The 25,031-nt window shown below is 47.2% G+C and carries 25 protein-coding genes; 5 read left to right on the top strand and 20 right to left on the bottom strand.

The features are described from left to right. Positions 1-25: 25 nt before the first annotated feature. Together KNO90_RS12825 and KNO90_RS12820 are read right to left on the bottom strand one after the other, a co-directional pair. Positions 26-670 (bottom strand): PspA/IM30 family protein, encoded by a 645-nt coding sequence (locus KNO90_RS12825; RefSeq protein WP_214742832.1) that lies wholly within the window; start codon positions 668-670, stop codon positions 26-28. 22 nt (positions 671-692) lie between these two features. After that, a complete protein-coding gene (locus KNO90_RS12820) occupies positions 693-1,082 on the bottom strand; it encodes a lmo0954 family membrane protein (protein ID WP_214779412.1) in 390 nt (129 codons plus the stop codon). A 245-nt stretch (positions 1,083-1,327) separates the two neighbouring features. On the opposite strand from KNO90_RS12820, the gene rsgA reads away from it, so the two are divergent. Both rsgA and KNO90_RS12810 read left to right on the top strand, forming a co-directional pair. Next, positions 1,328-2,293, top strand: a complete 966-nt coding sequence (gene rsgA, locus KNO90_RS12815) for a ribosome small subunit-dependent GTPase A (protein WP_215113754.1) — start codon at positions 1,328-1,330, stop codon at positions 2,291-2,293. A 145-nt stretch (positions 2,294-2,438) separates the two neighbouring features. After that, entirely contained in the window at positions 2,439-3,692 is a 1,254-nt protein-coding gene (locus tag KNO90_RS12810) for an Nramp family divalent metal transporter (protein ID WP_078146347.1), read from the top strand. Between the two features lie 40 nt (positions 3,693-3,732). On the opposite strand, the gene pflA is transcribed toward KNO90_RS12810, so the two are convergent. Both pflA and pflB read right to left on the bottom strand, forming a co-directional pair. Further along, complete coding sequence (gene pflA / locus KNO90_RS12805; protein ID WP_015880832.1) at positions 3,733-4,449, bottom strand: pyruvate formate-lyase-activating protein; 717 nt, start codon at positions 4,447-4,449, stop codon at positions 3,733-3,735. A 56-nt stretch (positions 4,450-4,505) separates the two neighbouring features. After that, positions 4,506-6,752: a formate C-acetyltransferase gene (gene pflB, locus KNO90_RS12800; protein ID WP_215113753.1), complete on the bottom strand. Its 2,247-nt coding sequence runs from the start codon at positions 6,750-6,752 to the stop codon at positions 4,506-4,508. Between the two features lie 361 nt (positions 6,753-7,113). Here pflB and KNO90_RS12795 point away from each other — a divergent pair, with 361 nt between their 5' ends. From KNO90_RS12795 to KNO90_RS12785, 3 genes are read left to right on the top strand one after another with little or no spacing between them, the layout of a single operon-like run. After that, positions 7,114-7,536 carry a hypothetical protein gene (locus KNO90_RS12795; RefSeq protein WP_015880830.1) on the top strand — a complete coding sequence of 141 codons (423 nt, stop codon included), beginning with the start codon at positions 7,114-7,116 and terminating at the stop codon, positions 7,534-7,536. A 53-nt stretch (positions 7,537-7,589) separates the two neighbouring features. Then, positions 7,590-8,756 (top strand): DEAD/DEAH box helicase, encoded by a 1,167-nt coding sequence (locus KNO90_RS12790; protein WP_214742826.1) that lies wholly within the window; start codon positions 7,590-7,592, stop codon positions 8,754-8,756. Beyond that, a complete protein-coding gene (locus KNO90_RS12785; RefSeq protein WP_215113752.1) occupies positions 8,753-9,397 on the top strand; it encodes a hypothetical protein in 645 nt (214 codons plus the stop codon). The genes KNO90_RS12790 and KNO90_RS12785 overlap by 4 nt, the downstream gene beginning before the upstream one ends. Before the next feature lie 29 nt (positions 9,398-9,426). Here KNO90_RS12785 and KNO90_RS12780 read toward each other — a convergent pair whose 3' ends face one another. From KNO90_RS12780 to KNO90_RS12705, 16 genes are all read right to left on the bottom strand, one after another. Continuing rightward, complete coding sequence (locus KNO90_RS12780) at positions 9,427-10,527, bottom strand: hypothetical protein (RefSeq protein ID WP_215113751.1); 1,101 nt, start codon at positions 10,525-10,527, stop codon at positions 9,427-9,429. 9 nt (positions 10,528-10,536) lie between these two features. Continuing rightward, positions 10,537-11,343, bottom strand: a complete 807-nt coding sequence (locus KNO90_RS12775; RefSeq protein ID WP_214742823.1) for a hypothetical protein — start codon at positions 11,341-11,343, stop codon at positions 10,537-10,539. Beyond that, positions 11,340-12,020 carry an ATP-binding cassette domain-containing protein gene (locus KNO90_RS12770; protein WP_015880825.1) on the bottom strand — a complete coding sequence of 227 codons (681 nt, stop codon included), beginning with the start codon at positions 12,018-12,020 and terminating at the stop codon, positions 11,340-11,342. The genes KNO90_RS12775 and KNO90_RS12770 overlap by 4 nt, the downstream gene beginning before the upstream one ends. Then, positions 11,998-12,384: a GntR family transcriptional regulator gene (locus KNO90_RS12765; protein ID WP_251127467.1), complete on the bottom strand. Its 387-nt coding sequence runs from the start codon at positions 12,382-12,384 to the stop codon at positions 11,998-12,000. The genes KNO90_RS12770 and KNO90_RS12765 overlap by 23 nt, the downstream gene beginning before the upstream one ends. Positions 12,385-12,527: 143 nt before the next feature. Next, on the bottom strand, positions 12,528-13,118 hold the full coding sequence (locus KNO90_RS12760; RefSeq protein ID WP_215113750.1) for a kinase: 591 nt from the start codon (positions 13,116-13,118) through the stop codon (positions 12,528-12,530). 52 nt (positions 13,119-13,170) lie between these two features. Beyond that, positions 13,171-14,856, bottom strand: coding sequence for a b(o/a)3-type cytochrome-c oxidase subunit 1 (locus KNO90_RS12755; protein WP_215113749.1), 1,686 nt, complete (start codon positions 14,854-14,856; stop codon positions 13,171-13,173). Next, positions 14,857-15,327 carry a cytochrome c oxidase subunit II gene (locus tag KNO90_RS12750; RefSeq protein WP_214742820.1) on the bottom strand — a complete coding sequence of 157 codons (471 nt, stop codon included), beginning with the start codon at positions 15,325-15,327 and terminating at the stop codon, positions 14,857-14,859. A 23-nt stretch (positions 15,328-15,350) separates the two neighbouring features. Further along, positions 15,351-15,470, bottom strand: coding sequence for a cytochrome c oxidase subunit 2A (locus KNO90_RS12745; protein WP_224863290.1), 120 nt, complete (start codon positions 15,468-15,470; stop codon positions 15,351-15,353). Positions 15,471-15,647: 177 nt separating this feature from the next. Next, complete coding sequence (locus tag KNO90_RS12740; protein ID WP_214742819.1) at positions 15,648-16,358, bottom strand: Crp/Fnr family transcriptional regulator; 711 nt, start codon at positions 16,356-16,358, stop codon at positions 15,648-15,650. 153 nt (positions 16,359-16,511) lie between these two features. After that, entirely contained in the window at positions 16,512-17,897 is a 1,386-nt protein-coding gene (locus KNO90_RS12735; RefSeq protein WP_215113748.1) for an aldehyde dehydrogenase, read from the bottom strand. Between the two features lie 151 nt (positions 17,898-18,048). Continuing rightward, on the bottom strand, positions 18,049-19,116 hold the full coding sequence (locus KNO90_RS12730) for an MFS transporter (RefSeq protein WP_251127465.1): 1,068 nt from the start codon (positions 19,114-19,116) through the stop codon (positions 18,049-18,051). 197 nt (positions 19,117-19,313) lie between these two features. Beyond that, the gene (gene deoD, locus KNO90_RS12725) at positions 19,314-20,027 is read right to left on the bottom strand and encodes a purine-nucleoside phosphorylase (protein WP_015880817.1); all 714 of its coding nucleotides are present in this window, start codon (positions 20,025-20,027) and stop codon (positions 19,314-19,316) included. Positions 20,028-20,042: 15 nt separating this feature from the next. After that, positions 20,043-20,753, bottom strand: coding sequence for a response regulator transcription factor (locus tag KNO90_RS12720; RefSeq protein ID WP_214742816.1), 711 nt, complete (start codon positions 20,751-20,753; stop codon positions 20,043-20,045). After that, complete coding sequence (locus KNO90_RS12715; RefSeq protein WP_214742815.1) at positions 20,750-22,501, bottom strand: sensor histidine kinase; 1,752 nt, start codon at positions 22,499-22,501, stop codon at positions 20,750-20,752. Before KNO90_RS12715 ends, KNO90_RS12720 begins: the two co-directional genes overlap by 4 nt. Before the next feature lie 98 nt (positions 22,502-22,599). Next, a complete protein-coding gene (locus tag KNO90_RS12710; protein ID WP_215113747.1) occupies positions 22,600-23,817 on the bottom strand; it encodes a M48 family metallopeptidase in 1,218 nt (405 codons plus the stop codon). A gap of 97 nt (positions 23,818-23,914) precedes the next feature. Next, entirely contained in the window at positions 23,915-25,015 is a 1,101-nt protein-coding gene (locus tag KNO90_RS12705; protein WP_215113746.1) for a PQQ-dependent sugar dehydrogenase, read from the bottom strand. Positions 25,016-25,031: the final 16 nt, after the last annotated feature.

The following is a 25,031-nucleotide window of genomic DNA, read 5'->3' as shown; positions in this document are numbered from 1 at the left end:
TTTAGGTCATCGCCGAACCGTCACCTCACTCTTGTTTAAAGCGACGCTCCAGTTCTTTTAGTTTTGCTTCAAAGTCGTCTTCGTCTGCCTGTGTGTCTTGCTTTTCTTCAGCAGGCTGTTCTTTCTTTTCTTCTTCAGTAAACGGATGAGACTGCGACGTGTTTTGACCAAAGATTTGGTCGAGTGCCCCTTTTAACAGATCTAGGTTTTCACGCATCGCAAATTCATAACGTTTATTTTGCATTTCATCGAGTTTGAGTTTCATCTCGAGCGCACGACGCTCCAATGTATCCAACTCACGTTCACCTTCATCAATCAACCCTTCAAAGTAACGGTACTGTTCCCCGTAGTGCTTGGATTCGAGTGCTGCACGTTCTGCCAATTTCTCTTCCCCGGCTTGTTTCGCCAGTTCCGTCTGTTCATATCGTTTATCCGCCATCTTTTTGGCATCATCACGTTTTTCGGCAAGTTCTGCGAGCAATGTACGTTGACGTTCGACGAGGCGCTCAACCGATAACGCTTCCTTCTCCGCTCCACGAATATGACGGTTCAATTCCGCTTCTCCGCTTGAACGTGGCATCTCTTTGTCCTGATACTTCTTCACTTCTTTTGAAATCTCTTTCGTCAATTCATTCGCTAACTCACGAAACTGATCAAACGGTGTCTTCATGGTGAATCCTCCTTATGAAATCTCAACGACGATTAACAAATTTTTGCCACACTTGATCGAACTGTTGGAAGCTGCTCCGGCTAGCACGCGTTCCATCTGCATTTAAAATCTCGACTTCCGGGTCGCGCTTTTCACCTGTATACATCATATACCCTTTAAACAACAACCACGCGACGATGATTCCGACGAGCGCCCAAATGTTTGAGAGCATCGTCCCAATCCCAATGACGGCAAGGATCCCGAAACCAACTTTAGCACCGATGTGTGTCACAGCCTTAAAACGGACTCCAGCCCAAAGCGTCAAGAGCGCTCCTAACCCGAATAAAATCATATTCGGTAAAGAACCGATCAACACAAGCACTAGAGCGATTGCGGCTACGATGAACAACACCTTTTTCACTTGGTGATTCATCTGTCATCCCTCCTTGTTAAGTACACTCTTATCATAATACGTTATTTTGAATCGGTCGACGACCGGAAGGCTTGTTTCGCCTCGGTCTTTAGACCGAGATGTTACCGTTTCCAATAACTGTGGTACACTCAATTTATCGAACAATGAAAGGATGATGTTTTATGAGCAACATGATGCATGCACGCCACCAAATGTCAGCGAATCGGAGGGCTGTCGTCCTCCATCATTAAAGGGAGGATTCTATTTTGTTTCAACAAACTGAAACGGGACGTGTCACGGCACAGTTCCAACATCTTTATACGGTATCTGTCGGAGACAACGTTTATACGTGCGGGGTCTCCGGAAAATTTCGACATGAAGCGACGAGCGAGCGGGATTACCCGGTCATCGGCGATTATGTCACGATTCAAGTTCGCGAACATGGTCAAGGGACGATTCACCATCTCCTTGAACGTCGGACCGTTTTATCACGAGCGGCCGCCGGCAACGAGACACGTGAACAACTGATCTGCGCGAACGTCGACTACGTCTTGATTACGATGGCATGTGGACACGACTTCAACATCCGTCGTCTAGAACGCTATACCCTTGCCGCTTGGGACACCGGGGCAATCCCCATCATCGTCTTGACGAAGACCGATCAAGTCGACTCCGTCGACACATTGCTTGAAGACATTGAAGTGAACGCACCGGGGATTCAAGTATTCCCCGTCAGTGCTGTGACGGGAGAGGGTGTGACTGAACTTCGTCACGCGTTACCGAGCGAGAGCACGATTGCCTTCGTCGGTTCATCCGGAGTCGGAAAATCTACGCTGACGAACGCTCTCGCCCACGAAACAGTGGCCATTACACAAGCCGTCCGAGTGCAGGATGAGCGTGGGAAGCATACGACGACCCATCGCGAACTGTTCCGAATCGATGATTTATACGTCATCGACACACCGGGAATGCGCGAGTTCGGTCTGTGGGAAGGAAGCGAGCATCTCGATGAGACGTTCCGCGATATCGAAGCTCTTGCCGAGACGTGTCGTTTCCGCGACTGTTCTCATCAGAAAGAACCGGGTTGTGCCGTCCAACAGGCGCTTACGAACGGCACGCTAGACGCAAAGCGCTATGCGAGTTATGTCAAGCTAGAACGGGAACTTCTTTATATGGAAAAGAAACAGGCGGAACACGCTCGTGTATTAGAAAAGAAAAAACGTCGACCTTAGATCCGTTGCACTGTGAGTCAAACGACTCACAGTTTTTTATTTGAAATTTGACAGGTTCTCATCACAGGCGTAAAATTGCCGTATACTTAAAAAGTTTACCTAGGGAAACAAATTAACCATTACGCAAAAGAAAGAAGGATTCGGCATGCTGAACGAAGTGGATTCGGCTCTCACTCACAAATCAATGTCTCAAAAAATAAAGACACTTCTTCCTTTTTTAGGACCAGCGTTCGTCGCTTCGGTCGCTTATATCGATCCCGGAAATTATGCAACGAATATTGCCGCTGGATCTCAATTCGGTTACTTGCTTTTATGGGTCATCTTAGTGGCTAACTTGATGGCCGGATTGATTCAAACATTGTCTGCTAAAATTGGAATCGCGACCGGGAAAAACTTGCCTGAGATTTGTCGTGACCGTTTTTCTAAGAAGACTGCTATCTTTTTATGGATTCAAGCCGAACTCATGATCATGGCGACAGATTTAGCAGAGTTTGTAGGGGCGGCACTCGGAATTTATCTCGTGTTTGATGTAACACTCATTCAAGCGGCACTTCTGGCCGCCGTCGGTTCTTTTGCTATTTTGGAAGTACAACGTCGGGGATATCGACCACTTGAAACGATTGTGACCGGGATGCTACTCGTCGTCGCGCTCGCTTTTGCCATTCAAACGTTCAGTGCTCAACCAGAAGTAAAACCACTCTTATCCGGTCTTCTCATTCCTCGGTTCGATGGGACGGAGAGTATATTATTGGCTGCCGGAATATTAGGCGCTACCGTTATGCCTCATGCCATCTATTTACACTCTGCGTTGACACAACGACGCATCACGGGTAAAGATGCCGTCGCACGTAAACGTATCATGAAATTTGAACGAATCGATGTAACGATTGCCATGGTGCTCGCTGGTGCAATCAATGCGAGTATGCTAATAATCGCAGCCGCTGTCTTCTATAAGAATGGATTCGTCGTGAGCGACTTAGAGATTGCACACCAGCAATTTGACTCCTTTTTAGGTTCACCGATCGCCATGCTGTTTGGAATTGGACTAATGGTTGCCGGATTGTCGAGCGCATCCGTCGGGACTTTGGCTGGAGACGTCGTCATGCAAGGTTATATTCAAAAACATATCCCGATTTATGTACGTCGTGTGATTACGATGGCTCCGCCACTCTTACTCATCCTTTCCGGTGTGAACTTGACGAATGCTCTCGTGTGGAGCCAAGTCATCCTGTCGTTCGGTATCGCATTCGCCCTCGTTCCTCTGCTTCTCTTCACGAGCAACAAATCCTTGATGGGCGAACTCGTGAATCATCGGATGACGACATGGATCGGTTGGGGAATTACGACAATCGTCATCGCATTAAATCTTTTCTTAATCATCCAAACCTTTATTTTCTGATTTAAAAAACAAGCGCAGACCGAGCCGGTCTGCGCTTGTTTTATACAGTTCCCTGCAAGATCCCTTCCGCCCATTCGACTTCATCAGACGTCGGGGGTTTCGTACCTTTGAGCGGATAATCGAGACCGAGCGCCTCCCATTTGTAGACGCCCATCTCATGGTACGGCAAAATCTCGACTTTCTCGACATGGTCTAACTTTTGAATGAACGCGGCGGTGCGTCGAAGCGCACCTTCCTCAAGCGTCCACCCAGGGACGAGGACGTGGCGAATCCACATTTTCGTTCCGCGCTCGGAAAGGTGTTCGGCAAGCGCGAGCGTGTTGGCATTGCTACGTCCCGTCAATTTCTTACACATGTCGTCGTCGATATGCTTGATATCGAGCAAGACAAGATCGGTATGATCTAAAATCGCATCCAAATTAGGAGGTCGGAGCGCACCGGACGTATCAAGTGTCGTATGAAGCCCATGTTTTTTCGCTTCACGCAGTAGCGCCTCTAAAAATTCAGGTTGCGCGAGTGGGTCACCACCAGAAATGGTGATGCCCCCCTTCGATGCTTCCATGAACGGACGGTAACTGAGCGCCTCTTGAATGACGTCTTCAGCCGAGCGATGGTTATTCTTTTTGAAATCCCACGTATCCGCATTATGGCAGTATAAACAACGCAAGGCACAACCTTGTAAAAAGACGATGAAGCGAATCCCTGGGCCGTCAACTGTTCCGAATGATTCGACCGAATGTACATATCCCATTGTCATCGAAATGACCTCCTAACGAATGAGCGGCCCTCCGTGGAAGGCCGCTAAGCCTTTACTTACAACGAACCGTGGAACGTACGGTTGATGACGTCGATCTGTTGCTCACGTGTCAACTTGATGAAGTTGACCGCATATCCTGATACGCGAATCGTGAGTTGCGGATATTCTTCTGGATGTTCCATTGCGTCAAGGAGTGTCTCACGGTTGAAGACGTTGACGTTCAAGTGATGTCCTTTATGCTCTCCACTCATGTATCCATCAAGGAGTGCCGCCAAGTTGAGTTCACGTGCGATCTCTTCTTTCCCGAGTGCTTTCGGTACGATCGAGAACGTGTATGAGATTCCATCTTGTGCATGTTCAAATGGAAGTTTCGCAACAGATGAGAGCGAGGCAGCCGCGCCTTTTGTATCTCGTCCATGCATCGGGTTCGCCCCTGGAGCGAATGGTTCACCCGCACGGCGTCCGTCTGGTGTATTCCCTGTTTTCTTACCGTACACGACGTTCGATGTGATGGTGAGGACCGATTGTGTGTGAAGCGCGTCACGGTATGTTTTATGCTTCCGCACTTTCTCCATGAATGATTCGACGAGTTCGACGGCGATGGCATCGACACGGTCGTCATTGTTTCCGAATTTCGGGAAGTCTCCTTCTGTTTCGAAGTCGACGATGACTCCTTCTTCGTTACGGACAGGTTTGACGTTTGCGTATTTGATTGCTGAGAGACTATCCGCCGTTACGGAGAGACCCGCGATCCCACAAGCCATCGTCCGTAAGATTTCAGGGTCATGAAGCGCCATTTCGATGCGTTCGTACGCATATTTATCGTGCATGAAGTGAATGACGTTGAGCGTGTTGACGTATAATTCCGCCAACCAGTCGAGCGTCCGGTCAAAGTCGGCATACACTTTTTCGTACGTGAGCACGTCTTCTGTGTTCATTTCCCAAACCGGAGCGATTTGTGCTCCGCTCTTCTCATCGCGTCCACCGTTCATGCTATAGAGAAGGGCTTTCGCCATGTTGGCACGCGCACCGAAGAACTGCATTTGTTTCCCGATCTTCATCGGTGACACACAACATGCGATCCCATAGTCATCACCGAATTGTGGCATCATCAAGTCATCGTTCTCATATTGAATCGCTGACGTTTCAATCGACATTTTCGCACAGTATTGTTTGAACCCTTCTGGAAGTTTCGTCGACCAAAGAACGGTCAAGTTTGGTTCTGGCGCTGGTCCGAGGTTCGTGAGTGAATGCAAGAACCGGAACGAGCTCTTCGTGACGTTCGAACGACCATCTTCACTCATCCCACCGATCGACTCCGTTACCCAAGTCGGGTCACCTGAGAATAATTCGTTATAGTCCGGTGTCCGTAAGAATTTGACGATTCGAAGCTTCATGATGAAGTGATCGACGATTTCCTGAACATCCGATTCTGTTAAACGACCCGCTTCAAGGTCACGTTCAGCGTACACATCGAGGAATGTCGAGACACGACCGAGTGACATCGCTGCACCGTTTTGTTCTTTGATGGCAGCAAGATACGCCAAGTAGACCCATTGATACGCTTCTTGCGTGTTTTCTGCAGGACGACCGAGGTCAAATCCATAAGCGGCCCCAAGTTGTTTCAATTCTTGGAGGGCACGAAGTTGTTCCGATAGTTCTTCCCGGTCCCGGATATCCGATTCAGATAAGAATCCACCACGTTTCGCCAAGTCTTTTTTGCGTTCTGCCATTAAGAAGTCGATTCCGTAGAGGGCGACGCGACGGTAGTCACCGATGATGCGTCCGCGACCATATGCATCTGGAAGTCCTGTAATGATTCCTGATTTACGCGCGGCACGCATCTCAGGCGTATAGGCGTCGAAGACACCTTGGTTATGTGTTTTACGAATTTCCGAGTAAATTTTTGTGATTTCTTCGTCTGGCTCGAAACCATATGATTCGAGTGCGGCATCCACCATGCGAATCCCGCCATTCGGGTGAATCGAACGTTTGAACGGCTCATCCGTCTGAACGCCAACGACTTTCTCTAACTCTTTGTTTAAGTAACCTGGTCCATGCGACACGATTGTCGATGGTGTGTGTTGATCAACGTCCCAGACGCCTCCACGTTCACGCTCTTCTTTTGTCAGTTCCATCACACGATTCCAAAGAACGTTTGTCGCTTCTGTCGGACCTGATAAAAACGTATCGTTTCCTGTGTATTCATGACGGTTCAAACGGATAAACTCACTGACATTCACTTCATTCGTCCACTGACCAGGAACAAAACCTGACCATGCGGATTTGATTTCGGTTGCCATGTTGATTCACTCCTCATTCTCGAAAGTAACTGCGTGTTATCTATACTGTGAGTGTACGTGAAAACGTGAACAATATGTTTTACATTCTTGTGAAACTTGTAACAATCTTATGAACGGGATGATATAGCCATTTTTGAAAGCGTTTTATAAACTGTTATATCTGTTAGTATATATACTATGAAACAGCTGAATCCCAATTGAATCAGGTTTATCGATTATCTGTACTACTTTGATTGTTCTGTGACGAACTATACAGTTTTTAAGGTGATTAATCTCACATCACTCGGTTAGAACTTGAATTTTTGTGTCGTATCAGACACAATGAAGGCAGAACATTGTATAAGAGGAAGGGGTTCTACTCATGACGTATGAACCATTAACAGCAAATCACGCCTTTCAAGTTGGCGATCGTATCTCATTGAAGGTCGATGAGGCCGGTGAAAAGCGTGACGGATTTATCACAGAGTTTGAAGACGGAGGGTTTTGGATTCGCTTTGACGATGACATCGAGAATGAAGATTTTATCGACTATCGCGACCAGTTACTCGCCGCCCTTTTGTCGCGTCCAATCCATGTCATTACGACACATCCGGAACTGAAACCGTTCGAGAACATGACGGCCGAGTTACAGTATCGCGTCTATCAGGGCTTCACAATCGAGAAAGTTGAATTGACAGCAGAAGGTGCAGACGCCCACATCCAACTCATCGAAGACGGTCAAACGTACACACAGACGTTACGTTCTTCCATGGAAGATGGTCAGGAGCATGTTCGCTATATTTGAGGAGGGAGCGCTGTCGCTTCCTTTGTTTTTGCCTAAAGATAAGGAGACCGAATATGAATTTTACAAAACCTTTTATTAACGAAACGTGGGAACGGATGGGCTTCAGTGAGCCGATGCCGGTCCAAAAAGAAGCGTTTCCCCTACTATTAGATGGAAAAGACGTGACAATCGAGGCACCAACCGGAACGGGTAAGACACTCGCCTACCTGCTCCCAGCCATTGAAAAGATCGATCCATCGAACGACCGTATCCAAGTCGTCATCGTCGCTCCGACTCGTGAACTTGTTATGCAGATTCAACAAGTCGCACAACGTTTCACCGAAAAGGGAGATGTCCGCATCGGCTCGTTCATCGGCGGCGTCGAATTGAAACGCCAAATCGACCGAATCAAGAAAAAACCTCAGTTGATCGTTGGGACACCGGGTCGTCTCGTCGAGTTGATCGACAAGAAAAAGCTGAAGCTTCACGAGACACATACCGTCATCTTAGATGAAGCCGATCAAATCATCGACAGCGGTTTGACAGAGGCCGCAGAACGGATCATCAAGCATACTGCGCACGAACGTCAACTTGCACTCGTCTCGGCAACACTTACCGATTCACTTAAAGAGTGGTCGGCACCGTTCATGAATGAACCGGCTCATATCAAAATCGAACGTGCTGTCAGCGATCAAGTGACATACGGTTACTTGTTGACGACGCGCCGTTATAAACCGGAACTTCTTCGTCGCCTTTCGCACGTCGATGGCGTAAAGGCACTCGCCTTCATCAATAACCGCTCATTCTTGCCTCCACTTCGTGGAGAACTAGAAAAGTTGAAAGTGGACTATCGGATGCTCGACAGCTTAAAAGGAAAACGTGAACGCGTCGAGACGCTCCGCGAATTCCGAAAAGGCGAATATCCGCTCCTCATCACGACAGGACTTGCTGCACGTGGTCTCGATATTGAAGACGTGACGCACGTCGTCCATTTCGACTTACCGGAATCAATCGATGACTTCATCCACCGTTCTGGCCGTACCGCTCGTGGGAATGCAGGCGGAACCGTCCTTTCTCTCGTGACGACGGACGACCTGCCGCACTTGAAATCATTCGCGCGTCAACTCGGTGTCGAGTTGAAAGAGCTCGAAATCTATCGCGGTGACGTGATTGAGAAACGGATTGAGGAGAAGCCTCCTGTCGTCAAACGCCCTGCGAACAAGCGAGGACCGCGCCGATGAAAAAAGACCGGAAAGTAATTCCCTTCCCTTTGCTCGTCGAAGAGTCCGAATTGCTTGCCGAACTGAAAAAGTTGTATGAGCAAGCGGCTCTTGCGCGAAGCACACAATGGACGAACTATATTCAAGAAATTGCATCGGAAGGGACATGGCACTTAAAAGATGCCGAACTCTTCCGTGACCTCTTCATCGATTGGGCCGTCTTCTTTGAGACGGATGAGGATGGGATGACACCCCATGGTCGCTACTTGGCCGACCATAAGAGCGACATGTCCCCTGCCCTTTATCACGCACTCCGTGGACTAGCTGTCCCGCGTTGTAGCATTTTTGAAGTCACAGAAGACGGTCAGTTGAAAGACTGGGAGTCCAAAGAGACATACGCTGTTCAGTTACCAGAAGAACGTGAGACCGGCGACCTCGTCCTCGGGAAGCTACTCGATATCCGAGGCAGTTGGCGTTTCGGTTCGGCGTTTCTCGCCTTACCTGCGAAGATGTCTGGGAATGTTGCCGATTTATATATCGACTTTACAGATGAAGTCGGTCCCGGTGCCTTTTTGGAGCAGTTCCCAGAGTTCTGCGCGGAACTGATCGACTTGTTGCTGGATTTAGAAGAGGGCGTCATCATACCGAAACCACCAAAATAAGCAAAGGGCCGCGGCCCTTTGCTTATTTTTTATCTGACATATACGTTAATTTCTTTGAGCATATCACGTGCGTCTTCATTTTCAGGCGTGATTGCCGCACTTGAGATTTGTTTCCCATCCTCGTACACATCGATGACGACACCGTCTTTCGCCTGGCGCGTTTGGTAAAGGCGACCATTCGCATAGAAGGCATCATCCACCGAATCGAGAACTTTACGAGTCATCTGCTTCCCAGTGTTCAAATCAATGACGACTTCCTCGCCGTCCTCATTTAATGCGAAAAGATTGTGGTCCGACACTGTATAATCCCAAAAGCCTTGGTCTTCTGCTAATTGAACAACTTTACACGTTTTTGTGTCGTAAGCGAAGAGTCCTGGATTCGGATTCTCAACATTGATCTCCTCTTCCCCTTCTCGGATCACTTCGTACGAGCTGACGCCGACTGGGATGTACCGTGTTTCTGTCATTTGAGAGGATACATCGGTATTGTAAAGTCGATTCGTATTGATGACATGGGTGATAAATCCTTTGTCCATACTCAACTCTTTGACGGTCACCTCATTCATCGCTTGATTGAACGTGGCGAGCTTCGCTTTTTCTTCACCGTCATATCCATCTCGATAGATTAAGTTTAACTGGCCATCATTTAGAAATGTTCCTGCCCACACCCCATTCACGATGTCGTATATTTTTGAATCATTGGCATCGAATGAAAATGTCGATAACTTTTCTCCATCTTCTTGTTTAAACACGATGAGCTCTTTCATCCCATCCTGACCAACCCCAATATATCCGTCTTCTGTTCGAATCGATTGGGCATAGGTCCATCCATTCATGATTCTATGGATGGAACGCGCATCTCCATTCAAACGTTCACGATACCGCATTCCCTCAGCTATATAGTTCAAATTTGACGTGATGTGACTCTCATCCGTCGTCACTTCAAACCGCTGTTCAATATCGTTCTCTGTGCTATAACTGACCTCTACCACTGCATCTTCCCACACAGATGGATTCGAACTGATGTCTAACGCCCATTCTGCTTTCGGTTCTGTCGCATCTACAGCAAACGTCCCAAGTCCAATCACGATGACCGCACCGAGCGCGGCCACATTCCACATTCGTTTCATCTTTTCACCTCACACATTCAATTTCGTCTGTAAAAAGTGTCTGCCTAGCCAAATCGTCACACTCACCCATACCATCAACACCACACCGACATATACGATCGTCTCGTCATAAATTAGTCGATTCGACAAGAACGCGTAACCTAAAATGGGAATAGTAAAGATGACAACTAGAATTGACAAGCTAAGTACTGGTGACCACATCGTCCGTTGCCAGAAACTTCGTTCAATCAATACGAATGTGAAGATGAAGAGCACAACAATCGTGATCATCAATTGATGAATGACAAAGTTGATGAGCGAAGAAGGATACATCATAGATAGCATTGGTTGGTACGATAGTGCTTGTTCAAATGATCCTTGAGTCGGAATCATCTTGTCCTCGAACCAACTTATAAATGCTATGTATTGTAACTTGAGGGCAATCCATTCGACGGCGAACAATCCTAAAGTCATCATCAAAATCGTAGCAAGTTTGGCGGAAAAGATTGTCATCCGTTTTTGTGGCATCGTCAGAAGTCGTAGCATGAACGTCCCTCGTCCTTGAAAATCGCGATACCAAATCCATATGCTGTATAGTAACACGGTAGCGACGGCAATCCCGAGAGATAAAAGATATGGAGTCCCGTTTAAGTAACTGACAAACATTAATTTGTAGTCAGCTGCTCCCTCTCGTCGCAACTGTTCATACTTATCCGTCTCATTCCATAAAAAGTAACCGAGCCATCCAAACTGGACGACGAGGAGACCTGCGACGAATATTAAGAACGGTTTCGTGACACGCTCGACTTCCCAACTCAATAGTTTCAATAGATTCATGCCCCGTACTCCTCTCTCATCACATCGACGATGGATTTCCCGTGAATGAAACGGACATCCTCGACATCAAACTCACGAACGATGCGTCCGTTATTCAACATGACCGCCTTGTCGATCAAATACTCGATATCCTCAATTTCATGTGTCGTGATGAGGACGCCTCGGTTCTCCATGATTTCACTAGAGAACAGTTCAACAATCTGTTCTTTCGAAAAGACATCGATTCCTGAGAACGGCTCATCGAGCAATAGATAATCCGGATCTTGGGCAATCCCGAGCGCAAGGTTCGCTTTGGCGAGCGTCCCTTTCGATAACTCGCTCAACTTGTCCTCCGGGAACAATTTAAAATCTTCGACGAGACGAGCAAATAATGCCGAATCAAATGTCGGATAAAAATCTTTCATAAACGCCTCACATTGTTCAATCGTGAAATGAATTGGGAACATCGCATGGTCGGCGACAAAGGCGACACGATTCAAATCAATTGGTTTTCCATCAATCAATACCGAACCTTTATCGAAAGGTGTCAATCCCATGATGCCTTTCAATAACGTCGATTTCCCCGTTCCGTTTAGTCCGATGAGGCACGTGATCTCCCCTTTGTTTGCTGTGAACGAAACGTCTTCAATGACTTGTTTCCGGCGATAGCGTTTCTTAACTCCCAACACTTCGATCATCGTACTTCCCCTCCTGATACTGTCGTTTAATCTTCTCGACAAGTTCGTCTACCGAGACGTCAAGCTCTTGAATCGCTTCCACAAATACCGCGACCGCATCGTCTACAATCTCAGAGCGAATGTGTTTGAGGATGACGTCATCTGTCGTCACGCGACTCGGTCGATTTCGTTCGGTCGTAATCAATTGTTGATCCTCCATTTCCTTGAACGCTTTTTGAACGGTGTTCGGATTAATTTTTAAATCGTTTGCTAGTTCTCGCCGGGATGGCATCTCATCCCCGGCTCTCAGTTCACCGAGCGCCATCTTCTTCTTGAAGTAGTCGACAACTTGCAGGTAAACCGGTGCCCTCGTATTGAATTGCATGTTCATCACCTTTCTAAGTGTATGACATGGTTAATACACTTTCTAACTGTATTATTAGCGTAATACACTTTGACGTCAATCTTTTTTTCAAATTTTCTCCAAAAAAAACATCTGACACGTACGTCAGATGTTGAAACATTCAGTCAGAGCACGATGTCTGCTCCTCTTTTCGGGTCGACATGTTGTAGATACAATTCTTCCCCTGGCCAGTACCTGCGCTTGTATTTCTCAAGCCGTGCTATCGGATCACCGAGGTATGTATCCCGGTTCAGTACTCGCTCGTACCGAACTTTTCGGGGACAGTCGAGATAAATCACATAATCATAATAAGGTCGCCATTCCGGTCGTTGCAGAAAAATTCCTTCGACGACGACTGTATGCGCAGATGATACGTCCACGACCTCCTCTGCGATGACATCTCGTTCATACACGTAACGAGGTAACGTCAATTCCGTCATCCCATTCCTCAATGGACGAAACAGTTCACGTTCTAAGCGCGACACGTCCCATTGAAGTGCGTAATACTCGGTCGGTTCAGGCTTTCCGGTCTGATAGCGTCTGTCACGTTCGACGATATAGTCATCGATGTGAAGAACGTAAACATTCGACTCATTGCTCAAATGCGAGACGAGCGTCGTCTTGCCCGCTCCACTCAATCCATCAATCGCTACGACAAACGGTCGATTCCCTGAGTGCATCGAATGCGCTGCACGAATGACGTCCGATACGTTCATGTCGTTCCTCCTCACACAAAAGAAGTCAGCTCACGAATGAGCTGACTTTAGTTTACCAGAGTACCCAACCACGCGCTCCAGGAGGTGCACTCTCAATCAAGTGCCAGATTGGAACCGTGTATGCAAAGGCAATCAAGACGAATGTCACCGTGATCCATAGTTTCCAGTTCTCGAAATAACGAGGTGTATCCATCGCCGCCTCTTCTGTCTCAGCGAGCGGGAATTCTTCTTCTCCCTTAGGAGCGAGGAATGACAAGTTAAACATCGAGTAGACGAAGATGAGAACAGAGATGAACAAAATCGTTCCCCCGATTGCCATCATGACGTGATATGGGATCCACTCACGCGTCAACGCATCCGAGAAATAAGTTGCCGGACCCGTACGACGTGGGTTCCCGTTTAATCCTGAAATATGCATCGCATACGACATGATGCTCATACCGACTGCCCACGTCCCTGCTTGAATCAATCCAAGTTTGTTCATCGCCTTCGTCAACGTACGACCACGAAGGACTGGGACAAGCCAGTATGCCGTTCCGAAGAAGGTTAAGGCAACGGCAGTTCCGACTGTGATATGGAAGTGACCCGTGACCCAAAGTGTATTGTGGACCATCGCATTCAATTGGTGCGAAGCGTTGATGATCCCACCTGCACCAGCTGGGATGAAGAATAACATCCCGATGAATGGTGCGAGGAAACGAACGTCGCCATACGGCATTTTCTTCACCCAACCGAACAACCCTTTCGCGCCGAGCGCGCGTCCACGAAGTTCAAACGTCGCAAAGAGCGAGAATGCTGTCATAAACGATGGGATAACGACCAAGAACGTCAAGATGACTTGAACGAACTTCCAAAACGGTTCGATCCCTGGTTCTGTCAACTGATGGTGGAAACCGACCGGGAACGAGAAGAGCAAGAACAACAGGAACGCCATCCGTGCCAACGCATCCGAGAAGATTTTTCCACCGATGACTTTCGGCACGACCGTATACCATACAATATATGCCGGCATGAGCCAGAAATAAACGAGTGGGTGTCCGAAGTACCAGAACAATGTACGAGACAACTCGATTCCGACTGTATCTGTCCATCCTAACGAGAGCGGAAGGAGTTGGAAAAGAATCGTTGCTGCGACACCGAGTGTAGCAATGTCCCAAAGAAGCATCGTCATAATACTCATATATGCAGGGAGTGGTGGATGAATCCCAGGATTGTCACGTTTGTAGTCCGCATACATGCGGAACATCGCAAACGATGCCATCCATGTCCCGACTACGAATAAGACGAGCCCGACATAGAAGAGCGGGTCTGCCATAAGCGGTGCATAAAATGTATATAAGACCGTCCCTTTATTGGCCAAAATCATGACGGTTACCATGACAGCACCGATGATCATCGTCCAAAAACCGAGCCACGCGACGCGTGTCGGGAATGATTCAAAGCGTCCGAACGATTTCGCAAGGAGTGCATATAAGAGACCGATGATGAACATGGTCGTGAAAACAATCCCGAGCATAATACCGTGAGCCGTTAGCAATTGATAATATCCAAAGATTTCAGGAATGACACCCGTCCGAATCAACGTTTGAGTCAATCCGGCTAGCGCCCCAATCAAGATGGCGAGTACCGATACAAAAACGTGACCATAAGCTAGGCGTGCTTCCTTCGCTCCGATGCTCGGAACCGGGACCCCACGTTCCATCTCCCATTGCTTTAGTTTAGATGATACGTCATTCATTTACTCCACCACCTTGATTTTAGTCGACATCATGTGATGTCCTGATCCGCAATATTCGTTACAAAGAATTAAGAACTCACCCGCATCTTCGAACGTATACGTCAATGAGTTGATATGTCCAGGGACGACCATCATGTTGACCGGTGTACCCGTCAACTGAAATCCATGAACGACGTCAGGTGACGTGACGAGGAATGTCACTTTTGCCCCTTTTGGAATTTCAACATTTCCTGGTGTGAACGTAAACGCTTGTGCGATCATGACCAGTTCGTATTCATTTTCACCAATTTGATGAAGTCCTGGTTTGTCAAATGGAGCTGTCTGATTTACTTTTGCCGGGTCAATCAAATCCGCATCCGATGCGGGTTGATTGCCTGCCGCGAATGCGGATACCCCAAGAACAGTCAAGAAGACTGCGAGAAGAATGATACCAAATGTTAGCCAATATTTTTCTAGTTTATGAATATGCACGACGAGACCTCCTCCCTACATGTTTATCGTGTGACGAATAAGTAAAAGACTGATGACCACATGGCGATGATGACACCCGCCACGATCATGACCGATGTAAACGTTCCCTTTAAGTTCGGCTCTTGCCCATCTTTATGTTCCACGTGTAAGACCCCTTTCGGTTGTTTTTCCACCTTTATTGTATGCAATCGCCAAGGCGTTAATATGTGATATTTATCACTTCAAAAGTGACAATCACATCAATTTTGCGTAGTTTCAACACATAAAGTTCACATTTATTCAAAACAGTCCACAAAAAAACCGCCTGATGTAGAGGCGGTTTACAAACGACATATTCCTGCTGGACAACCCTCGCAATGGCATAGTTCCTTTAAAAAATCGACATCGTGGATGACGATCGATTTACCGGTCGTGCTGATGACCCCATCCTTTCGCCACTGACTAATCAAGCGGTTCACCGTCTCTCGCGGGGCTCCGATCAATTGTCCGAGCTCACCATCGGAAGGATGACGAGGAATCACGATTGTACCTTCTTCCTCCACACCTTGCATCGCAGCCATCCGAAGCAACGTCGAGGCTAACGCCCCTGGTTTACCGTATAGCAATAAGTCACGTACTTTCATCTCGGAATGTTTACGCATCATCGAGGTCCATCGTAAGATTTCTCCAGCAAATCGAATATCACGTTGCATGAGCGATTCCAATTCACGTTTTGAAATCGTCCCGATTGTACTCTCTTCGGTCGTCTCGATGCTATATGAACTAGGGAAAGTCTCCACAATATCGAATTCACCAAAGAAATCATCTGCCCCATACATGAACATGACAAGCGGATTTCCCTTTTTCGTGATTTTTGTGAATTTGACAGAACCACTCTTTAAGTAAAAGAACTTTTCACACTTCTCGCCTTCCCAACATACGATACTCGCTTTCGGATGATGTTGGATCGTCATCATTTCGAGTAACAATTGCTTCGTTTCATCTGAGAATACAAAACTGTTCGGTTGGGTCGTTCCACATTGCATTGACATAGCTCGGTGCTCCCTCCATGTTTCATTCGTCCGTTCCATTTATGACTTTATTATACAGGAGTGTGACAGCGAGTATCAGAAAAGTATGTGACATTTCAAACAATCTTTTCAAAATAAAAAGATTCGGTATAGCACCCGAATCTCTTTATTCCCTTATCGTTGAATAAAACGAATCAATTGTTCGGCCGGTTTGAAGTTCGGATATCGGACCGGTAAATCAAATTTCGTCGTATTTTTCAAAATGGACTTCGCATGACTGAACGTCTCAAAACTCGTACGTCCATGATAGGCTCCCATTCCGCTCTCACCCACTCCACCAAACGGTAGATTCGGGTTGGTCAAGTGCATGATAACATCATTCACACATCCGCCACCAAAGGAAAGGTGCTTCATGACGGTTCTTTCCACATCCTTCGACTCGGTAAAGAGATAGAGCGCCAATGGGTGAGGTCGGTCCGAGATGAACTCGATCACTTCATCTAGTTGACGATATGGAATGACCGGTAAAATCGGACCGAAAATCTCATCTTTCATCACGTCAGCATCTTCATGGAGGTTCGTCATGACGGTCGGTGCGATTTTCAGTTCATCCCGATCCGTCTCTCCACCGAACACAAGATCACCTTCTGTCAAATAGTGAGACAAACGGTCGAAGTGTGATCCATTGACGATGCGCGTGTATCGTTTCGTACCGACACCGTTCCCAAACATCGCAAACGCCTCTTGTTTGATCGCTTCTAATAATGTTTCTTGTTGTGATTCATGAACGAGCACATAGTCTGGTGCGACACACGTTTGCCCGGCGTTCATCCATTTTCCCCACGCGATACGTTTTGCCGCAATGGAGACGTTCGCATCTCCGTGAACGATCACAGGTGATTTTCCACCAAGTTCGAGCGTGACTGGCGTCAGGTGTTTTGCTGCCGCCTGGTTGACGATTCGGCCAACTTGCGTCGATCCCGTGAAGAAAATATAATCCCATTTTTGGTCCAACAGCTCTTGCGCTGTGTCTTTATCTCCTTCGACACTCGCCACATATCGGTCAGTGAAGGCACGCTCTAACACTTGCGTCAGGACGCGCGCCACATTCGGCGTTAATTCTGAAGGTTTGACGACGGCCGTGTTCCCTGCGGCAATCGCACCGATGAGCGGCGCAACAGCCAATTGGAATGGATAATTCCATGGAGCGATAATCAATACCGTACCATATGGCTCGTACTGAACCTCACTCTTCATCCCAAGATGGATGGCCGTTCCTCGGACACGCTTCGGACGCATCCATCTTTTCAATTCACGCGTCGTTCGTGAAATCTCGTCGTAAATAAATCCGATTTCCGTCGTGTATGCATCCATTTCGGACTTGTTCAAATCTTCGCGAAGGGCCTCTAACAAATCCGCCTCGTGATGCTTAATGGACTCCTTTAAAAACGTCAGCATGCTCAAACGAAATGCCATTGATTTTGTCGCCTGGGTTTTAAAGAAGCGGCGCTGTTTCTGGACTAGTTCGTCAATCGTCAACTGTTCAATCGGTGCCAGCATGAAATTTCCTCCTTATGATTCATCACATTGATTTCATTGTAACATCGTGTGAAAAGCGAATCGAAAAAAAACGCTTTCATCGATTTAACGCACACAAAGCGTTTAAATGTTTAAACGTTTAATCATAGAGTAATCGATTGCCTCGGTCGTGTCAAAACATCTGTCCCTTCTTTCGTGCACTGACAAGAAAGATGAGGCTCGCGCTCCCTAAAATCAAGCCGGTCAGTGTGAATTGCTGGGCGATTGAGAGCGGAAGAACACTTAAGAACGATGACCCCACTACCGTTCCAAGAGAGAAAAAGGCATAGAACGCACCGTATGCCCTCCCTCGATTTTGTGGAGAAGTTGTTTGAATCAACAACGTATTGATGGCCGGGAATAAAATGGCAAACCCGACACCATATAAGGCAAGTACCCCATATAGGCTCATTTGTACACTCGATTGTCCAATGAACACCTGGCTTGCCCCAATGATTGCCACCCCAAGCGCGGTCAATTTGGTCGGCGAGAACCGATCGAACAATCGATTCGTCGGTAATAAAAAGAATGAAACGGCGACCACGCCGAACAGACTAAGTAGCGTCCCGCTCAACCTTGAATCATATCCAAGTTCCTGTACATGGAGCGGTAATAAAAAGGCGAGTGCCCCTTGGGAAAACATGAGGAAGAACGCACCCCAATAGGCCCGAATCACTTTCGGATCCGGCTTTTCCCGTGTTCTCTTTTTTTCTCTTATTGTCTCGCCCGTTTGACTTCGTCGCATCGTCACAATCGTCACGACGAGAATCACCCAACCGAATAAAGAGACGAATAAAAAAACGGTCGGTGGTGATGTGACACTGGCGATAATTCCACTGAACGCAGGACCGATGATGGCCGCCAATCCGACAAAGCTACCGGTGATGGCAACTTTCTTTCCTTGACGGTTCATCGAGGTGATGTTCGCAGACAGCGTAAAGGCAGCCGGCACGATGAGTCCTGCCATAAAGCCGTGGACACATCGGACAAGCAGTAACATGAATGGCGACTCGACGAATTGATAGGCCAATAAACTGAGGCTCGTCAAAAATAAACCGAGAATCAACACACGATATGGGCCACTTTTGTCGGTCCATATACCGGAAAGTACATTTCCAAACGTGTTCGTCAACGAATAGATTGCAATGGAAAAGCCAGCGAGAAACGAAGATGCCCCAACGGATACCGCAAACGTACTCATGATTGGAAGTTGGGCGAATAAATCAAAAAAGGCAAAAAATACGATTATATAATATAAAACGTGATGGCGTTTTCATCGGACTATTCCTCTTTCCCGTGATCTTATTCTTAGTCTAGCTAGAGCTCCAATCGTTTCATAGGGATGAATGGGTTTAGACACAAAAAATCCCTACAGCCAGAGGCTATAGGGAAAGTCGCTTAGTTTGTCACTTCGACGGCTGTGTCGAGAGCGACACGAATCATTTCATCAAACGTCGACTGACGCTCTTCTGAAGTCGTCTCTTCACCCGTCAACAAGTGGTCAGAGATCGTGAGGATCGTCAACGCATTCACTTTGTGTTTTGCTGCAAGCGTGTAAAGACCTGCTGCTTCCATCTCGATCGCGAGGCAACCGAAGTCCGCCCATTTCTTGAAGTGATGGAAATCATCTTGATAGAATTGGTCAGCCGTGAAGATTTGTCCGACTTTGACCGGAATCCCTGCTTTCTCTGCGTTCATATACGCACGATGTAGGAGGTCGAACGTCGCTGTTGGCGCATAGTCCATTCCGTTGAAACGAACACGGTTTTGTCCCATTTCACTTGATGCGCTCATCGCAATGACGACGTCACGTACTTTGACGTCTTCTTGAATGCCGCCCGCTGTTCCGACACGAATCAAGTTTTTAGCACCGTACGACATGATGAGTTCGTTCACATAAATCGACATCGATGGGACACCCATCCCTGTACCTTGAACCGAGATCCGTTTGCCTTTGTATGTTCCTGTGAAGCCGTACATGCCACGAACTTCGTTATATAATTCGACGTCTTCTAAAAACGTTTCCGCGATGTATTTGGCGCGAAGCGGATCCCCTGGAAGTAATACCGTTTCTGCAATTTGTCCTTCTTGAGCTCCAATGTGTACACTCATGTTTGAATTCCTCCTTTAAGCTTGTCGTTGAACTTGTTCCCGAAATTCGTTCGGAGTAACACCGACTTGTTTTTTAAAGACTTTTCGGAAATATTTGTCGTCCGAAAAGCCGACTGCTTGGGCGACTTCATAGATACGCTGTCTACTCGTTTCTAACAGGCGCTTTGCTTCGTTCATCCGAATCGTCAATACGTACTCAGATAAATTCACGCCATATTGTTGTTTAAATCGTCGTGAGATATACTCCCGACTTAAGTAAAACCGTTCACTCATTCCTTGCAAACTCAGTTCTTCCGCAAAGTGTTGTTCAATATAAGTTCCAATCTGGGCAATCGGATCTTCACTCGATTCATGTACTACGTCCGCCAACGCACGTGCCAACGTATCGTTTAATACATCCGGGTCGATCGGCTTCAACAAATAATCAAAGCTCCCGTATTGAATGGCACGCCGCATGTACGAATATTCATCGTATCCTGTCAACACAACGAGCTTAGAATATGAAGCGTGGTCGTGTACCCACTCCATCAGCTCGATGCCATCACAATGGGGCATTTGAATATCGGATAGAATTAAAGCCGGTCGTTCCTGCTCGATGAGCGCCTTCGCCTCAAGTCCGTTCTTTGCCTCGAGTACGGCCTTCACACCGAACCGTTCCCATTCGCCGAGTAATTTTACCGCTTCCCTTACTGGAGATTCATCATCTACAATCAACACTTTCGTCATGATGCCACCTCTTTATCCGTTGCCGGGAAACGCATCATGATTCGAAAACCGCCTGTTTCAGGTGTAGCCAACATAAATTCTGCCTCCCGATTATAGTTTAACATGAGTCGATCACGAATGTTTCGTAATCCTGTGCCCTCTGTGTCATAAAATGTCGAATCATTTTGTTCGATTCGTGACATGACTCGTTCCCACTCTCCCGTCGTCAAAGAACGACCGCTATTCTCGCAACGAATTACGAGTGTTGCCCCCTCATTCCATACCTTCACATCAAATCGATTTGCTAAAGCTGATCCATCCCGCTCGAACCCATGTTTGAAAAAGTTCTCTGCGAGCGGCTGTAAAATCATTTTGGGAACAATCCGTTCTTGAAGGTCTTCAGGGACTGAGACGCTCACTTGAAACTGATTCGGAAAACGCACGTCTTGCAGCCGAATGTATGAGTTCAAATGTTCAATCTCTCGTTTCAGCGTCACCATCGACTCTTCTGGATGCATCGTATATCGCATCATCGAAGAGAGTTGTGTGATCAATCGATAGACCGTCTTGCCGTCTCCCTTCAATGCCAATGTGCCAATCGACTGTAACGCATTGAATAAGAAATGCGGATTCGTTTGCGCCTGCAACGCCCGAAGTTCGTTTGTCCGATTTTCTAATGCCAGTTTATACTCCCGTTGAATTAAATCATCAATCCGTTCAATCATTCGCTTGAACTGTCTCCCGAGCACACCGAACTCATCATTTCCGAGGGAATCGAACGACACGGTCATATCCCCTTGCTCGATTCGCCATATATTTGAAGTCAATGTCTTGATGGGAGTCGTCAGTTTCATCGAGGCATAGGTCGCGCCGATCAGTGCCAATATGAGAGAGATGATTCCAACTAATAAAATAATGAACGATGTTCGTGAGGCTGGTTCCGTCAAGAGCTGATCTGGGATTGACTTTCCAACGTAAAATTGTTGATGATCAAACTCAAATGTTTTTGTGATTTGATGGTGTTTCCCATCAGTCGAAAGCGATCTCGGTTGAATCGAAGAAGGAATCTCGCCATCCCCAAGATGGGCGAACACACGATTGTCCTCACCGACGAACCATAGACTTTCATCCGGACTATTTTGAAGAGAAGCCAACTGTCCGATGAATAAATCTTCTGGGATATCGAGTGATAGAATGGCTAACGGTTCATCCGTTTCAATTTTATCGAGTCTGAAATGAAGGGTGACGACATCTTCTTGTGTCACAATCGGTCCAAAATCATGATACGGGATGAGCGGATGTGACGCTTCAAGCAGGACGCGACTTTTCGGATTGTTCAACAACTGTTGTTGGACAGCACTCGGTTCTCGCTTCGAACGTGGTGACACCTTCATTTTATAAGCAGCAAATGAGTCCATATCTTCAAGCATCAACAGTTGAATTTGCGCTACATCTTCCCGGGACAAATACATCGCGAGGAGCGCACGTCTTACTTCAATCTCCGTCTCTCTTAATGACAACCCCGGTCCATACTCCAATATGTCCAATACGTCACGATCAGCGTATAGACTTGTCGGCAGTCGACTCAAGTCAGAGATATAACGTTCCATCTGACGCGTTCCCCGTTCGAGCGACCATTCGGTCATTTCGAGTCCGCGTTCACGTTCACGGTCTTGTACATACCAAAACGAAATGATTGTCGCGATTATGACCGGCACGATGATGGTCAATGCAATCATTCCCGTTAACTTTGTCCGAATGCTATTCACCGATATCCCCCCTACCTCACGAGTATATCACGCGTTATGCAAACGTTTGCAAAGAATTCTAAAAAAATCCCGTTCCTTTCGAAACGAGATTCAATCTGTTACTCATATGATTTCATTAATTCAATGATTGCCGGACCTTGTCCCATGTCTCGCGCTAAATCAATCGGTGTCATGCCTTCTTCATTTTCAATCGTGACGTCCGCACCGTTATCAAGTAAGAGGCGTACCGTTTCAGGATCGACGTCGTCATTATAGAACAAGTTATGAAGTGGTGTTTCCCCATATTCGTCTTGTATGTTCACATCTGCGCCGTTTGCCAGTTCCGCTTCAATATCTTCGTAGTTCGCATTCATGTACGTCAGCTCTTGAATCGGTTCACCTAATTCCGTTTCCCAATCCTCTTCGAAATCCTCGCTCATTGCCGATGCAATGATGTCAGATAAATCATCATTCATGACGAAATAAGTGATGATCGCCCCGTATCCGATGACCGTCAATAGAATCATTGAAATGACAGAGGCTCTTACATATTCTGCTGTTTTAAAGACCGGAACATTTTCTTCCCCGGCATGTGTCGCAATCGCCGCGATGCGTTTCGGTAACGTTGGATGTGTTGACAATAATTCACTAAACTTCGCAATGAATCCGTTCTCCCGACTCGCTTCATACAGATAGTCAAATTCATTCACTTCTTTGGCAAGTGGTCCACCGATGGCTAGGACAGTTAACGCTCGTTTCGCCGCTCCGAAATCTTGAAGGTAATGCGCAGCCATCCGGTCACACGTATATTCACAAGCACGGGAATAAGCGGACCCTAAAAACGGGATGATACTACCAAGCAAGACGACCCATTGCTTTTGAACATGGTTGCGACGAATATGTGCCAATTCGTGCGCGATGACAAACTCGACTTCTTTTGTCTGACCAGTCCGTGTCAATTCCACGACGTCAGAATATAAGATGACCATATTCTTTTGAAAGAATCGTGTGGCGAAAGCATTTAACAGGCCGCCCGCTTGTAAGATATAGACATCCGGCAACAATCGAATGCCCATCTCAGTCCCCACGCGTTGAACCAACTCATGAAGCTCTGTGAACTGACGAGGCGTCACCTTGACACCATTCGTTCGAATATATCCGATTTGAATCCAGTGCGTAAACAGCGAGAGTGCTACCATTGTCCCGATAATCCATAAGAAAAGTCCGAATGATACGATTGTCAGAGCGATTCCTAAAATCAAGACGAGTACGCTTGCAGCGACTAATAATGAGAAGTATAACTTTTCTCGTTTATGTACCAAGTTTGAATGTTCCATCTATTTTCTCCTTCTTTTTCCAAAATACATGTTTAATTATACCGTTCCTTCCAGAAGAAACAACGAAAAAAATAGAAACTGACGGATGTGTCAGTTTCTAGCGGATGGTCATTTGATAGAGTTTGTCGTCTTGCGATTGTGGATTGCCACGTCCGTCCGTATTGTTCGAAATAAAATATAACGTATCGTCATCCAACCACACGTCACGAATTCGCCCTACGCCTTCGACAATCGTCGTGACTTGCTTCGTTTCCCGGTCGATGGCGACAAGTCGTTCGTTCCGTAGTGTCGCCATATAGACATACTGCGCATCGGTCGCAATCCCGGATGGCGCCCAAGACGTGTCCCCGACTTCAAACCATGGCGTGACGAGACCGTCTCGTTCCTCGTTTGCCTCAATGAGTGGCCATCCATAATTGTTCCCTTCTTCAATCACGTTGACCTCGTCATGTCCGCTCGCCCCATGTTCGCTCGCATAGAGAACGTCGTCAATCCGACTCAGTCCTTGTGGATTCCGATGACCCAATGAGTAGATCCAGTCGGTCGGTTCGCCGTCACCCGACAATGGAATTCGTAAAATCTTCCCTGCTAGAGACGATTCGTCTTGAGCGAGTTCAGGCACAAGTGCATCACCTGTCGTCACCCAAAGGTATGCTCCATCGATTAGCAGACGTCCCCCGTTATGGAAGCGCGCCCCCGGAATTTGGTCTAGCAGAACCCCGGTCTCTTCAAATCGTTCCCCGTCCCACGTCAATTCGACTACCCGATTCTGAATATTCCTTCCGGACGAGCCATACGTGTGGTACGCATAAAGGATTCCGCTCGACTCAAAATCTGCGCTTAGCGCAATCCCGAGAAACCCGCCCTCACCAATTTCGAACACGTCCTCGTTCAAGGTCACTTTCTGTTGTGTCGCGCGACCCGAATCATCGATTACCGTGATGGTGCCACCACGTTCCGATACGAACCATCCGTCCGAAGTTCGAGCGAGTGACCACGGGATTTCCAAATTTTCAGCGATGGCGGTCACGTCTCCAACGTTTAGCTCCGTCTCTTCACCGGTGTTTGGTTCCTGCGTGGTGGTCGTCTCCTCACGTGTTGGTTCTTCCGCAGGTGGTGATTCCGTACCTTCGTTCGTCGGTTCTGGCGCACATCCCATAAGAAACAATAGTGTCACAATCCCGATTTGACGTTTCATGTTGGCTCGCCTCCCT

It is taken from the genome of Exiguobacterium sp. s63 (assembly GCF_018617335.1).
Lineage (GTDB): Bacteria > Bacillota > Bacilli > Exiguobacteriales > Exiguobacteriaceae > Exiguobacterium.
The sequence above is the reverse complement of the archived record's forward strand: the minus strand, read 5'-3'. Positions and strand labels throughout refer to the sequence as shown.